At 60.8% G+C, this 13,055-nt stretch carries 17 protein-coding genes, 1 pseudogene and 1 CRISPR repeat array; of the genes and pseudogenes, 11 read left to right on the forward strand and 7 right to left on the reverse strand.

The features are described from left to right. Nucleotides 1-5 precede the first annotated feature (5 nt). Nucleotides 6-350, reverse strand: coding sequence for a hypothetical protein (locus tag ACV7JO_RS01105; RefSeq protein ID WP_470354498.1), 345 nt, complete (start codon nt 348-350; stop codon nt 6-8). Then, the gene (locus tag ACV7JO_RS01110; RefSeq protein WP_470354499.1) at nt 343-537 is read right to left on the reverse strand and encodes a hypothetical protein; all 195 of its coding nucleotides are present in this window, start codon (nt 535-537) and stop codon (nt 343-345) included. The genes ACV7JO_RS01105 and ACV7JO_RS01110 overlap by 8 nt, the downstream gene beginning before the upstream one ends. Nucleotides 538-768: 231 nt before the next feature. On the opposite strand from ACV7JO_RS01110, the pseudogene ACV7JO_RS01115 reads away from it, so the two are divergent. From ACV7JO_RS01115 to ACV7JO_RS01125, 3 genes and pseudogenes are all read left to right on the forward strand, one after another. Continuing rightward, nucleotides 769-1,017, forward strand: a pseudogene (locus tag ACV7JO_RS01115) (winged helix-turn-helix domain-containing protein); the annotation flags it as partial. A gap of 145 nt (nt 1,018-1,162) precedes the next feature. Next, complete coding sequence (locus ACV7JO_RS01120) at nt 1,163-1,771, forward strand: hypothetical protein (RefSeq protein ID WP_470354500.1); 609 nt, start codon at nt 1,163-1,165, stop codon at nt 1,769-1,771. 8 nt (nt 1,772-1,779) lie between these two features. Further along, nucleotides 1,780-1,902: a hypothetical protein gene (locus tag ACV7JO_RS01125; RefSeq protein ID WP_470354501.1), complete on the forward strand. Its 123-nt coding sequence runs from the start codon at nt 1,780-1,782 to the stop codon at nt 1,900-1,902. Between the two features lie 200 nt (nt 1,903-2,102). On the opposite strand, the gene ACV7JO_RS01130 is transcribed toward ACV7JO_RS01125, so the two are convergent. From ACV7JO_RS01130 to ACV7JO_RS01145, 4 genes are all read right to left on the reverse strand, one after another. Beyond that, nucleotides 2,103-2,894, reverse strand: coding sequence for a DNA adenine methylase (locus ACV7JO_RS01130; RefSeq protein WP_470354502.1), 792 nt, complete (start codon nt 2,892-2,894; stop codon nt 2,103-2,105). Then, on the reverse strand, nt 2,895-3,161 hold the full coding sequence (locus tag ACV7JO_RS01135) for a hypothetical protein (RefSeq protein ID WP_470354503.1): 267 nt from the start codon (nt 3,159-3,161) through the stop codon (nt 2,895-2,897). Nucleotides 3,162-3,362: 201 nt separating this feature from the next. After that, nucleotides 3,363-4,358 carry a Cdc6/Cdc18 family protein gene (locus tag ACV7JO_RS01140; RefSeq protein ID WP_470354504.1) on the reverse strand — a complete coding sequence of 332 codons (996 nt, stop codon included), beginning with the start codon at nt 4,356-4,358 and terminating at the stop codon, nt 3,363-3,365. A gap of 105 nt (nt 4,359-4,463) precedes the next feature. Beyond that, a complete protein-coding gene (locus tag ACV7JO_RS01145) occupies nt 4,464-5,099 on the reverse strand; it encodes a hypothetical protein (RefSeq protein ID WP_470354505.1) in 636 nt (211 codons plus the stop codon). 255 nt (nt 5,100-5,354) lie between these two features. On the opposite strand from ACV7JO_RS01145, the gene ACV7JO_RS01150 reads away from it, so the two are divergent. Both ACV7JO_RS01150 and ACV7JO_RS01155 read left to right on the forward strand, forming a co-directional pair. Next, nucleotides 5,355-5,633, forward strand: a complete 279-nt coding sequence (locus ACV7JO_RS01150) for a DUF7692 domain-containing protein (protein WP_470354506.1) — start codon at nt 5,355-5,357, stop codon at nt 5,631-5,633. 21 nt (nt 5,634-5,654) lie between these two features. Next, nucleotides 5,655-7,789: direct repeats of the CRISPR family, unit length 37 nt; unit sequence GTTTCAGTCCCGGTCGGTGTTTTCGCCCCGTTGGGAC. Between the two features lie 625 nt (nt 7,790-8,414). Further along, a complete protein-coding gene (locus ACV7JO_RS01155) occupies nt 8,415-9,617 on the forward strand; it encodes an RNA-guided endonuclease InsQ/TnpB family protein (protein WP_470354507.1) in 1,203 nt (400 codons plus the stop codon). A gap of 39 nt (nt 9,618-9,656) precedes the next feature. On the opposite strand, the gene ACV7JO_RS01160 is transcribed toward ACV7JO_RS01155, so the two are convergent. Further along, nucleotides 9,657-9,914, reverse strand: coding sequence for a DUF8053 family protein (locus ACV7JO_RS01160; protein WP_470354508.1), 258 nt, complete (start codon nt 9,912-9,914; stop codon nt 9,657-9,659). 158 nt (nt 9,915-10,072) lie between these two features. On the opposite strand from ACV7JO_RS01160, the gene ACV7JO_RS01165 reads away from it, so the two are divergent. The 6 genes from ACV7JO_RS01165 to ACV7JO_RS01190 are packed head-to-tail and all read left to right on the forward strand — an operon-like array spanning nt 10,073 to nt 13,047. Continuing rightward, nucleotides 10,073-10,249 (forward strand): hypothetical protein, encoded by a 177-nt coding sequence (locus ACV7JO_RS01165; protein ID WP_470354509.1) that lies wholly within the window; start codon nt 10,073-10,075, stop codon nt 10,247-10,249. Beyond that, a complete protein-coding gene (locus ACV7JO_RS01170) occupies nt 10,246-10,389 on the forward strand; it encodes a hypothetical protein (protein WP_470354510.1) in 144 nt (47 codons plus the stop codon). Before ACV7JO_RS01165 ends, ACV7JO_RS01170 begins: the two co-directional genes overlap by 4 nt. Continuing rightward, nucleotides 10,386-10,625, forward strand: coding sequence for a hypothetical protein (locus ACV7JO_RS01175; protein WP_470354511.1), 240 nt, complete (start codon nt 10,386-10,388; stop codon nt 10,623-10,625). The genes ACV7JO_RS01170 and ACV7JO_RS01175 overlap by 4 nt, the downstream gene beginning before the upstream one ends. Beyond that, nucleotides 10,622-11,047, forward strand: a complete 426-nt coding sequence (locus ACV7JO_RS01180) for a hypothetical protein (protein WP_470354512.1) — start codon at nt 10,622-10,624, stop codon at nt 11,045-11,047. The genes ACV7JO_RS01175 and ACV7JO_RS01180 overlap by 4 nt, the downstream gene beginning before the upstream one ends. Beyond that, entirely contained in the window at nt 11,034-12,551 is a 1,518-nt protein-coding gene (locus ACV7JO_RS01185; RefSeq protein WP_470354513.1) for a hypothetical protein, read from the forward strand. The genes ACV7JO_RS01180 and ACV7JO_RS01185 overlap by 14 nt, the downstream gene beginning before the upstream one ends. Before the next feature lie 37 nt (nt 12,552-12,588). Further along, a complete protein-coding gene (locus ACV7JO_RS01190; RefSeq protein WP_470354514.1) occupies nt 12,589-13,047 on the forward strand; it encodes a hypothetical protein in 459 nt (152 codons plus the stop codon). Nucleotides 13,048-13,055 lie beyond the last annotated feature (8 nt).

A 13,055-nucleotide genomic window follows, 5' to 3' on the forward strand; every position in this document is an offset into this window, starting at 1 on the left:
AGCATCTACACCAACCTCTCAACCGGGTACAGCGTGATTCGCGCCGGCGACTCCGGGGGCTGTACGACGAACGCGATTGCGAGCCCGTACCGCCGGAGCACATCGTAGTACGTTGTGTCGGCCGTGCCGTCGGCGTTCCTGACTTGGATACTCTTGGTTCGGTCAGCGGCGTCGCTCTGTAGCTCGACTTCCGCGAGGCTGTCCATCTCGGACAGTTCCTCGCTGGCCTGCTGGAGGCGGTCGACAGGTGCCGAACGGCCCCGGGCTGTCAGCCGCTCCAGCATGGCCCGCTCGGTCGCAGTGAACTCTGCAACGTCGATACTCTCGGTGGTGTCGGTGGTTTCAGTCATGGGTGGGAAGGAACGTCGTCAGCGTCGTCTCGCGGCCGCTGTGGCCGCAGGGGTCGAGCGTCCGTCGCCGGTCAGCCGCGATGCCCGCGATGGGCGTTCCGCAAATCGGGCAACCGGTCGTAGGCTGTGCGTAATCCGCGTCGAACCGTTCGGGGGTTTCAAGGCCCCGTGAGGCGTGTTTGCTCATGCATTCGGTCGACCGACGCGCCGTCCGTGCTGGACACACGGCGGCGCACCCGTTTTTCAGCGTGCGTGACGCCCGAGGGAGCGGCGCGTCGGCCTCGCTTCTGACGTGGAAGTTACAGCCACTAATAGTTACCGTTGGTAACAGCCATATGGTGCAACCTTTAGTAACTACCAACTCTTGTAAGAAATATGAAGGCGAGAGGGGTTCAGAATGACGGATAAGGACACAGACGTGAAGCTCCAGCGCCCTACTGACTTTCTGATACTCGACTGCCTTACAGAGGGGAGAAATGTGGCCGTGAATATCGCCGAGGAAATCGACAAAAGCCGTAGCCACGTGAACGTCCGGCTCCCGCAACTGGAAGACTACGGACTGGTCGATAAGGTGGGTCCAGCGGCGAACTCTGGACTCTATGAAATTACTGAACTGGGCACGCTGGCCGTCGAAAACCAGAGTCAGTACGGCGAAGTTGAAGACTTCGGTGAGTTCCTCACCGACCTTCTGGAGTAGACTGGGCTCTGCATCTACTCGTAGAAGCCGTCGCGGTGGCCGACATGACGGTCGTGCTGACGACAACCTGACGGGACCCCAATCCTTTTTGTAACCCACCGTCACCGCCGGTGTAATGACGAATGACGAGGCGGAGGAAGTTGACCGCCAATCAGACATTGCGCTGGAGTCTGCCCGTCGCGTGTACGATAAGCGGGTTGACCGACTCCAATCTCTCGACGATAAAGCAATGCGGACCGCGCGAACGGCCGTTCTCATCCTTGGGTTCGTTGCGGCCGCCCTCACGTCGATAGGCCCCTCTGCTGTCGGTGACACGCCGCTGATACCGGTCGTTGCTGGGACACTTGGAGCGCTGGCGGTCACCACGGCGGCGTTCGTCTGTGTCGGCGTATATACAGTCACGGAGTATCCGAGCGAAACTGACCGAGGTGACTTGCGAACTACGCCGCGACCGGAGAATGACATCTGGTACGAGAACGTGATGACACAGTTAGAGTTTGGATTGCTCGCGCTCGACGAAGAACTCACAAAGAACACGGCGTATTTCCAGACCGCACAGCTCCTCCTGTTGACTGGTGCTATTCTGCTGGTGTACGCGACCGGCGTCTCAGTCGTTGCAGAGGCGTTCGGGGTCTCCGTCGTTACCCAGACAGTGACGCTGTTCGGAATCGTCGTGACTGTGCTCCTTCTTCGAGCGATACAACTAACACTCCCGAGAGTGTAGATTGGTATATGTCCGACGCCGACAGCGCGAAATGGGAGCAAAACGGACCGCCCGTACTGCGTCGCTTCTTTTCGTTTTTCGGCATCCGCTCGGCCCGGATGGAACGCAAACGCGACGACGAGGACGATTAGATATTTCGTTGCTGCTGCACCCCGCTGTTGGTTTCTGACCCCAACAAGGGTTTGACTTCGGGTTGCCAGTCTCTCACACGCACTTCTTATATCACATCTCTTATTAGACATAACCTGATGGTTAAGGGTGGGCCGACCAACCATACCCTTCCCCCACCCCCCACCATCGATGGTTGTGCCGTCGGCCCGTTTTCCCACGGTCATGCGTCCACCTCTGGCTGGAAGTTCAACAGTAGATGTTCGCGCGTCTTGTTCGTCGAACCGCTGGTCCCGTTGTTGATGTAATTCCGCCCGTCACGTCCCAGAATACGGAACTCCTCCGCTCGGTCTGGAAGGTCTTGATACGAACACAGACATCGCCCCTCAAGGTCAGCTATCGCTGCGAGGAACTCGTCGTGGTTGATGTCACTTGCGGGGTAGTAGTCTTCAGTCCCGACGTACGGTGGGTCGAAATAGAACACAGTCTCCGCGTCGTCGTACTTCTCGACGAGCTCCCGCCAGTGGAGATTCTCGATTACTACGTCAGCGAACCGGTCCGCGAACTCACGGAGTCGGTCGAGCTTATTCGCAAACGACAGCGCTCGGCTTGATACCTTACTCGTAGCGAAGCCATTGGGGGAGTCGTAGCCGCCGCCCCACTGTGAGTAGCGGAGATAGAAGAACCGACCTGCTCGCTCGATGTCGTCGTGTGGCCGGTAGCCGCGGTAATACGTGTCGACCCACTCTGAATGAACAGCACGCGAGTACGGTACCGCCGATAGCCATTCGGTCAACTCCCCCGGCTGTTCCCGTAGCACCTCGAAGAAGTGCACAAGGTCCTCGTCGAGATCGTTGTAAACCTCGACCGTACTCGTGTCCGGGTCCTTGTTTGCCAGCACGCCGGCAGCACCGCCGAAGACCTCGACGAAGCACCGATGCTTGGGGACGAGGTCGAGTATCCACGACGCGAGCTTGCTCTTCCCGCCGGGGAACGGGAATACCGCATCTGCCATTTAGCTCATCACCTCCTCGATGCCGAGTCCGAACAGCGAGTCGGACAACCACTCGGGTATCTCAGGATCAGCCAGCAGGTCCGTCTCCGTAGTCGTGGTCAGCAGCGTTGCCACACCGTCACTGTCGATGCCAAACACCCACCTCTCACCGCGTTCGACTTCGAGGCACGCGTCGTACTCCGGACTATCGTAGTAGAAGCACACTTTCACTTCGTCGCCGTCGATTTTCTCACGCTCGATGCGGTCGGGACTTTGCGCTCGGGACATATCCGACGCGACGACACAGACCCTAAAGGCACTGGGGCGGGCGGGTGGGACGAAACGGTACACACACAACTATCGCGATGAAAATAAGCCCCTCGCCCGACTGATACCCCCTCAAACGATAGTGAGACGGAATTGGGACGAAGTGGGACGAAATGCCGCAGTCTGGCGGTCCGTCTGTGAGAGGAAGATGAAACGAAACCGCTACAGCCGTGAGACGTAGTCACACCCGCGCCCTTCGCCCACCGAGTCGATCAATTCGTACTGCTGGAGGCTCTTGAGATACCGCCACCGGCTGGATCTGGACTTCGGCGATGGCGACCGATTCTCGTAGCGTGCATGAAGTGTCCCGCTGTCTATCTCGCCGGCCTCTTCGATGATGCGCAGTAAAAGCCGCTGGTGCGTGCCGAGCGACCGCACCCGCCGTTCTCGAATATCCTCGTCGGCATCCTCGATGACGCTCGCCACGACCGCGGCCGTCAAATCTCGCATGTCTCGGCTCTCGACGTGGTCGGCCGCTCGGCGGAGTATCGCTATCCCCCGCCGGGCATCCCCAGCAGCGGTATCCGCGATGTACTCCAGCGCCTCGTCGTCGACACGCGAGCCGATGAGGCCGTGGTCGACGCGGCTTTCGAGGATATCGAGTAGTTCGGCGTAGCTGTACTTGTTGAGGCGAATCGTGGCCGAACTCCGCATCCGTGACTTCGCCGCCGATCCGAGGTCGGCAAACCAGCGGTCTTCGTCGGTCGTGATACAGATGAGCGAGACGTTCGGCACGTCCCACAGCGCCAGCAACGGTTGCTCCCCGAGGACGGCGACCTCGTCGAGGACGGCGACGATCTGGTCGTCACTCTCTCGAAGCCGGTCGATGGCCTCCGAGGACGGCGTGCCTTCCCGTCGAAGGTCCGCGCCGAGCCCGACCTCGCGGACGAGCTTGTGGAGCACAGCGGCGTGGGTACTGTCGGCCATACAGTTCACATAGCCCCAGCGAATCCCCAACATCTCACGCTCCAGTTGAGACAGCGTATACTTCGCTATCGTCGTCTTTCCAGCCCCGCTGGGACCAAAGATGCACACGTCTTCGGCGCGGTCCAGCGCCGACGGGGCGAGCACGGACGAGAGGTGGTCAATCTGGCCGTCCCGATGGTAGAGGTCGCGCGGAACGAAATCAGGCTTCAAAGCGCGGGCGTCTGTAATCATCGTAGACTGACGTGTCGAGAGATGGGGGCAAAGAAGCAAGCCTTCCGGAGTGAAAGTGAAACCAAAGGACGAAAAATAGCCGCCAGATCGTTCTCTCAAATCACTCTATATCGGGGGGCTAATTCGTCCATAATCCGACCAAGAGACGCTAAATTCTGGGTCTTCCGGTGCATCAAACCAGATAGTGTATAGTTCCCAGCCCCCGGGTATCGGTGCATCCGCAGATTCAGAACGTTCGAGGATTGAGGGTACATCGACGCGCTGACGAACACTGTCCCACTCGATTCCTTCAGGTAAACTATCTGTCGTAGAGTACCGATTTCCGTCTGCCACTAACTGAAAATCGCTATTGTCTGGAAGTGAAGAGATAGAGCCATCTCCCAAATTTGAGAACTCGAAAGTAACCGAGTAAAAAGAGCCATTTTCAGGAGATACAGTGTCCAACTCCTGAGACTCAGAATTGAAGTACCGGATATCATGTTTATATGCCCAGTCGAATATACTCACTCCCAAGAAGTCGTCGCTAATCACTTCCCTATCGCCCGGTGGGTCGGGCGTCTCTTGTTGTGTTGTCGTTGTAACTACGGGGGTGAATGTCCCGGCGGCAGTTGAGGACGAGGGGTCGTCCTCGTCAGTGATCTGTGCATCTGTTCTGGTACCTGTCCCGTCCTCGGTAACCGAACGCGGACAACCAGCGAGCGCACTCGTCCCCAGTGCGGCAATGTATTTTCTCCGTTTCACATTCGTCAATCAGATTGAACTATTATTAGCTCTGCGGGTACGTCTTCAACGCGACCGCGAGGGGTTGCGTCTCGATATCAGCCGAATCCCGAATATGAACACGAGCGCTCGTCCGTCGTGTTCATCAGACCGGGGCCGCGACAGTTTCCCCGTTCCGAACGAAGCGACGACTCGGCCTGATTCGCCTCGTGTTTATATACTCGACCTGTTCCAGTGACCGCAAAAATCTAGGATGTCGGTCTCGTGTTCACGAGCATGGCTCGAAACGACCGGCCGAAGTCGATGCGAATCCGCTTCGACGACGGGAACTGGCACCGCCTTGATGCCATCGAGGACGCGGCTGACCTCTACGACCGAAACAAGACCGACGCGGTGACGCTGGCCTGTGACGACATGGCCCGCCTCGCGGACGTGCTGGAGGACTTCCTCGCTCGGGACGACCTTACTCGCGGTCAACAGCGAGACCTCGCCGACGCGCTGGACCGAACACTGTCGCTGGAGGTTGACATTCAGAACCACGTAGAGATACGATAGCGATTCAGTTTCGCTGCGACTGTTTCAGTCTCAGTCAGTGTTTTCGTCCCGTTGGGACTGGCTGGTCGAAGTAGACCAACGCCTTCGCTTCCAGTTTCAGTCACGGTCGATGTTTTCGCCCCGTTGGGACCGACCTCGGGGCCGACCTCCGCCGGCAGGGCTCACCGTTTCAGTCCCGGTCGGTGTTTTCGCCCCGTTGGGACGTCTACGCCCCGGACGGCAACAACGGGACGACACGTTTCAGTCCCGGTCGGTGTTTTCGCCCCGTTGGGACCCCGAAAACGGACGCCGACGGCAACATCATCCTGTTTCAGTCCCGGTCGGTGTTTTCGCCCCGTTGGGACGAGATGTGGGGACTCTCGTATCTAAAGGAGGCACTCGTTTCAGTCCCGGTCGGTGTTTTCGCCCCGTTGGGACGAACGCAAAGCCCGAATTGAACGCCTCGAAGTTAGTTTCAGTCCCGGTCGGTGTTTTCGCCCCGTTGGGACGGTAGTCCTCCAACTGCTCCATGCGATTCGTCACTGCCGTTTCAGTCCCGGTCGGTGTTTTCGCCCCGTTGGGACGGATCTGCACCATTAGATACCACTCCCTCTGTTTCGGTTTCAGTCCCGGTCGGTGTTTTCGCCCCGTTGGGACAGGATAGCTAGCCACCAACCGATGGCGAGCATCCAGTTTCAGTCCCGGTCGGTGTTTTCGCCCCGTTGGGACAACCCGCAGGGTACTCTTGCGGCCCATCCAAAATCGGTTTCAGTCCCGGTCGGTGTTTTCGCCCCGTTGGGACCCGTGTCGTAGTCGTTCAGCGTGTCGTAAGCGTACGAGTTTCAGTCCCGGTCGGTGTTTTCGCCCCGTTGGGACCCGCGATAGGGTCACTGGAATCGACGTGGTAGTCGTGTTTCAGTCCCGGTCGGTGTTTTCGCCCCGTTGGGACCCGCCGACGTGCGCGGGCTGAGTCCCGAACGCCAGTTTCAGTCCCGGTCGGTGTTTTCGCCCCGTTGGGACCCGCCGACGTGCGCGGGCTGAGTCCCGAACGCCAGTTTCAGTCCCGGTCGGTGTTTTCGCCCCGTTGGGACTACACGGCCGGCGAGATAGACGAGCAGGAGTTAGAGGTTTCAGTCCCGGTCGGTGTTTTCGCCCCGTTGGGACGTGTCGACGTTGACGAGGACGAAGGTGGTGCGGTAGTTTCAGTCCCGGTCGGTGTTTTCGCCCCGTTGGGACCGCTCAAATACGAGTCTCGTCAACCAGACCAATAGGTTTCAGTCCCGGTCGGTGTTTTCGCCCCGTTGGGACTGGCCCGTCAGGTGCGCGAGCGGGTCGTCCGTCGAGTTTCAGTCCCGGTCGGTGTTTTCGCCCCGTTGGGACCGGTTGCTATCAATCGCAAAGGCTTCGAGGTTCTGTTTCAGTCCCGGTCGGTGTTTTCGCCCCGTTGGGACCCGCATCGGTAGCGCTCTCGGGAGCCGTGTCGTCGAGTTTCAGTCCCGGTCGGTGTTTTCGCCCCGTTGGGACGTGTCAGCCATTAGGGTGGCTTGGTCGAGGTCACTGTTTCAGTCCCGGTCGGTGTTTTCGCCCCGTTGGGACCGCCGGCGACCCGCCCGCCGACGACGACATCACGCTGTTTCAGTCCCGGTCGGTGTTTTCGCCCCGTTGGGACTGGTCGTCATCGAGTCCAACGGCATGCAGCAGTACGTGTTTCAGTCCCGGTCGGTGTTTTCGCCCCGTTGGGACCCGCCAGCGTGTCGACCTCCGGCACGTCCGAGGTCAGGTTTCAGTCCCGGTCGGTGTTTTCGCCCCGTTGGGACGGACGGTTTCGTTGTTAATCTCGGGCATCCGAAGTTTCAGTCCCGGTCGGTGTTTTCGCCCCGTTGGGACCAAACTTCTCGGTAGCGCCGTTGTCGCGGCCCTTTGTGTTTCAGTCCCGGTCGGTGTTTTCGCCCCGTTGGGACCTCTCCGTAGTCTGGATGCTGGGCAAGGACCGCAAGTTTCAGTCCCGGTCGGTGTTTTCGCCCCGTTGGGACCGACCAGTCCCGATGGCCGTTCGGACAGGCGTATGTTTCAGTCCCGGTCGGTGTTTTCGCCCCGTTGGGACCTACGGCCTAAAGGTCTACGCAGGCAGGTTCGACGCGTTTCAGTCCCGGTCGGTGTTTTCGCCCCGTTGGGACAGGGGGGATGAAATCGACTTAGAGGCCTGTTGGACGATATGCAGCGACGCACAACGACCGCTCGATTCGTGGACCCCAGCTGTACACGTAGTTTATAACAGTCGACGAAGTCCCGAGTTGGGTGTCGGGTCAGTCGGGTATGAATAGATTTCTTTTTCCGTTCTCTCGGAGCGTTGGAAGACACTCCTCTGTGTACGGAGGGATACGCGCTCGTGCCTATTCAGACATCGTTCCTCGCGGGACAATCCGCGTTCGCTGCGGGTTTCTTCTCGTCCGCAGCTCGGGAGGTCTATGAGTTCCGGCCACAGGTTCCCGTATCCTCGGGAGGGCCACCCCTGTCAGTCTACTACCGCCTGTGCAGCCCCAGCTTTCAATGCTGGTGTTTTCCCCTCCACGGCCGATACCAAGCCTTTGTACAGGGCTCTTGGCTTCGTGCCGGTTCATCGGCGGGCGCGCTCCGGCGAGACACAATCAGCCTCACCGACGGGGTGAAACACCCCCGCTCCGCCGACGACATGTAGCCGACGACGGCTTATCTCGTAGTATCATGCCTAGGATTATATAGATAGGGGGAGCAGAACAACGGCGTGCCCTCTCACAGTGACGGCCTCGTCACGGAGGCAGTATGACTTCTGAGCGCGATAATCCACAATCTGATCTTGATGACTTCCGCTGTGGAACAACAACGGAAGAGATTACCCGTACGATTCGGCTGCAACTCGAAGTGACCACCCGAAAGCTCGAACGTGTTTCACAAGCCATTGAGGAGTGGCAGGACGTGGCGTCCTTTACTGCTGACATCCTTCCGTCGTTTTACACATATCAGTGGGGGAGTCGAAGTAGCCAACTCCGGCGGCTAGTGCGAGCGGAGTTCGACGCTCTCAATATCTATGCCCACGACCGTGATGCAGCCGTAGGCAAGGTCCGGGAAGCGTTTGATTCGTGGAACCAGCGGGGCCAGCCCGGTGACCCGCCACAGGGCGAGTTTGGCAATGCCTCGTATTACCGGATGTCGACTTCTTCAAGCTCAAAGCGCCGTCGAGAGATCGTGCAGAACGAGCGTGGGTTCGGCCTGCGTGTGTCGCTCCTAAAGCCTGCATCGGACCCGATTTGGTTCCACATCAACGCCGGCCAGTACCAACGGGAGTGGCTTGAGAAAGTGGTCGACGAAGACGAGTCCGCAGAGCTTGGAGTCGTGGAGCTGCGAAAGGACGATGGAGAGCTATACGCGCATGTCAGCATCAGCGAGGAAGTTGAGGTATACGAACCGGGTGATGTCGACACAGTCATTGGGGTTGATCTCGGCGAGCGAGTCCTCTATGCTGTCGCGGTGGTAACAGACGGCACTGTTGAAACTGTCGAGATGGAATCCGGCCGCGAGTTCCGCCATTACCGCGAGCGACTTGACGCACGTCGAGAACGGCTTTCTGAGCAAGGCGACTTGGCCGGCGTCCGTGCAACGCGAGGTGATCGACGGCGATATACCGAGCAGCAGACCCATACCGCGACTCGGCGGATTGTCGATCTTGCTGCGGAACACGCACCATGCAAGATTCAGTTCGAAGACCTGACTAATTACCGAGAGACGGCTGCTGACCCAATCCACGATTGGCCTCATGACATGCTAACTCGCCAGCTTGCGTACAAGGCTACGGAGGCTCGGATACCAATCGAGGCGGTTGATCCCAAGGAAACTAGTATAACCTGCCGAGAATGTGGTGAGACGAACCCAGCGTTCAGAGATGGTGACGAGTTTGAGTGCTGGGACTGCGGGTATCAGGTCCACGCCGACGTGAACGCGGCTATCAACATTGCCCAGCAGAACTAAGACTCAGCGGTCTCGATACGACCTTACCGTAGTCCGCGTTCACTCACCCTGCCGCTGCCCGAACACGTCCTCGTCGAGAATCCGCTCGGCCGCCAGCCGCTGGACGACCTCGCACTCACTCAATTCGGGCACGTCGCCGTCGCACACCCGAGCGACGTAGACACGCTCTCCGAGTCGGTCGACGGCGAGATGGGCCTCGTCGGGCTCGCCGTCGGCGTCGAGGAGGTCGTCACGGTCGAGAAACGACTTCGGAATGGTCACCATACCGGAGCCACCCCGGCTCTGGAGTTTCTGCATAGGACCTCTGTCGAGTGCTGGCTAATAAGTGCAGTCACGGCCCCCAGTCGCTGGCGGTTATCCCACCAGAATCCCCGACTCAGCGGGCGACCTTTTAGCTGAGCCAGCCACGCGCGACCAACCCGCGGCACAGCCGCGGGCTGTACCCCTACCCAACTATGGCGAAACCAGAGACCGGCAACAAACTGCCGGACAGCGGGGGCAACTCCCCGCACCGACCGTTCCGAACCGAGTGGCGCAACGTCGACGAGCGACGCCGCGCCCGAGCACGACGCGAGGCGGCCGGCGCGAGCCGCGACCTCGCCGCCTCGCTGCTGGCCGGAGGTGGCGCGTGACGGGCTGGTCCTGTGACGACTGCGACGCGCAGGCGTCGACCGACGACGCCGACTACGATGGCCTCGTCGAGCGCTCCCGAGCGGTGCACGAGGAGACCACGGACCACACGACCAGCGCGGTTGAGGAGGTCCCGGTGTGACCGCGACCGAGCCGGACGTGCTCCGGGCCGCGAACCGCGTCTCCATCGTGGTCGGTCTCGGCTTCTCCGCCGTCTGTGGGGCGCTGACTGACAGCGTCCTGCTGGCGGCGTTCCCGACCCTCGCCGCCATCGCGGTCCTCTACGGCGGCATGCGAACCACCACCCGCCTCGGGAGTGACCGACCACTCGATAGAGATCCCACCGACCTGCCAAACGACCACGGGGGGCAAGCGTGACAGACGGCGAAGTCGCCGTCCGGCAGAACGGCCAAGAACATGCCGTCAGCACGCCCGAACTCGATGGGCAGGTGTACGTCGACGTGGACGAAGCCGTCGCCCACGTCCCGCCGGAGGTCGGTGTCGTCTATCACGACGACCGAGACGACCTCGCGGCGGATGGCTACGGCGAGCGAACGGAGGTCGAGATGCGTGGCGTCGCTCTCCCGGATGACGCTGCCAAGGGCGCACTGCTGCTCGGCGGCGGGCTGCTGGCCGCCGCGGGTTCGCTGTTGGGCGGCTCCGTATCACCGGGACTGCCGGCGCTCGCGGCACTGTTCGGTGGCGCGATGCTGACGTACATCGGCGCGCGAACGGCATGGACCGACCGAACGACGGCTCGCGCCCGTGATAGCGCATCCTCTGAACATGAGACTCAGTAACCCACAGACAGCGGTTCGCTCGCTGCTGCTGGCGACCCTCATCGTCGCGTCCGTCATCGGTGGCGCGGTCGGTGGGGCGGTCGCACAGTCCAGCGAGCCGGTAGTCAACCCGGAGACGCACGGCACGGTAACCATCGACTCCTACAACGTGAGCTGGGAGCCGATTCAGTACGAGAACGACAACGGAGAACTGGTGTCACACCCGTCCCACGTGAACCAGTCCGTCGACAACCCGTTCGCGTACACCGCGACGGACCTCGAAATCGCCAACTACGGCGAGTTCCCTCGCAAGTCCACCGAAGAGGGGAACAACTCGGTGTCGGCGCTGGACGCGAGTGAGTGGTCGACCACGGTCTCGGACACGAGCAACACGGCGCTGACCGCGAGTGATACCGAGACCGCTCCCGGCGTCGAGGCGGTCAACATCGCTACCGGTGGTTCGATGGCGACGGGCGACACCGCGACCGCCACGTTCTCGAACTTCTCGGTGACGAGCGACGAGAACAAGCGCTATCTGCAGGTGGCGATGGACGTGAACCAACTCGACTCGGCCGCGACCGTCGACGTGCGGGTCGTTGACGAGAACGGCGACTACTACGTCGCCGAGGTCAACGCCTCTCGGAGTTCCGGCGAAGACCTCATCGGGAGCGCACAGGGCGAGGGGTACGTCTTCCAGCGGCAGCTCGGGAAGATGAACCTCGTCGCCGACGGTGACGGCACTTTCGACAACATCCAGTCGGTCGATGTCGTCGTCGCTGACGCGGATGCGGACGTGAGCATCGCGGCGCTGAACGTCGAGAAGATGTCGACGTGGGACTACGGCACGGAACTGGTCGACAACGACAGCGACGACGAGCTCGAAGAACAGACCATCACCGAGGTCACGACGCCCGGTGAGATTGCGGTGGTGTCGCTGGACTCACTCGGCCAGACGTTCCAGTCCGGGACGGTCCACGACCTCAGCATCGAGTTCGTCAGCGACCGGAGCGACCGGGACGCGTCGGCTGTCGAGTACTCGATGAACCAGACCGACCAGAGGCCGGGCTACTACGGCACGGCGACGGTCTACGCGCCGACGGGACTGGTCAGTGCCTACGAACTGTCCTACTCGGGCATCGAGACGACGATGAACCAGTCGTTCCTCTCGGACCGTTACATCGAGGTCAGCTACGCGGAGGGCGTCGGTGACACCGATCCCGAGAACATCAGTTCGTGGACGGACATCACGTCCTCGTTCAGTTCTGAGGGCGACGTGGTTACCGTCGACGACACGATTCAGCCCGGGCAGACGAACTACGCCGTCATCAAGCTCCAACTCGTCGAGTCCGAGTTCAACACCGTCGACAACGCGCTGTCGTCGGGCGGTGCGGCCGTCATGGGGCCGGGCGGTGGCGGTGGCCTCGGGAACCTCCCGCTCATCGGCGGCGCGCTGGCGACGCTGTCGGGCATCTGGGCCTACGTTCGCGGGGCTATCCCGTTCATGGGGCCGAGCCGAGGGGCGTGATTCCGATGTCCGACACTAACTCGGGAGGTGACTGCTGATGGCAAGTAGCGACGGCCGCTGGACAAACCGTCTCCAGACCATCGCCAACGTCTCAGACAGTAGCTGGACGAACATCCTCCCGAAGACGCTCCTGCTGCCGGTCATCGCGTTCTTCGCGTCGCTGGCCGACGCCATCGGGGCGTTTCTGGGTATCCCTATCGCAACGGGCCGGGCCTTCGGCGAGGGGATCGGTGACCTCATCGGTTCGTTCCTCGGTGGCGGGGCGAGCATCATCTCCTCGGGCGCGACGGAGTCATCGTCGTCACTTGCGAGCGGCATCTGGGCGCAGTTCGGCCCACTGGCGTTCCCGCTCGCTATCGGTGTCGTCGTCCTCGGGGCGCTGGTAATCGCCCGAGCGCGTCAGCAGGGCTCGACGAGTAACATCTTCCCGGGGGCTGGCGGCATCGACGCTCCAGAGTGGCTCCCATTCGCCGGCGAGGAGGAGGAAGAAGTCTGATGGCCTGC

It is taken from the genome of Haloarcula sp. MBLA0138, assembly GCF_055632455.1.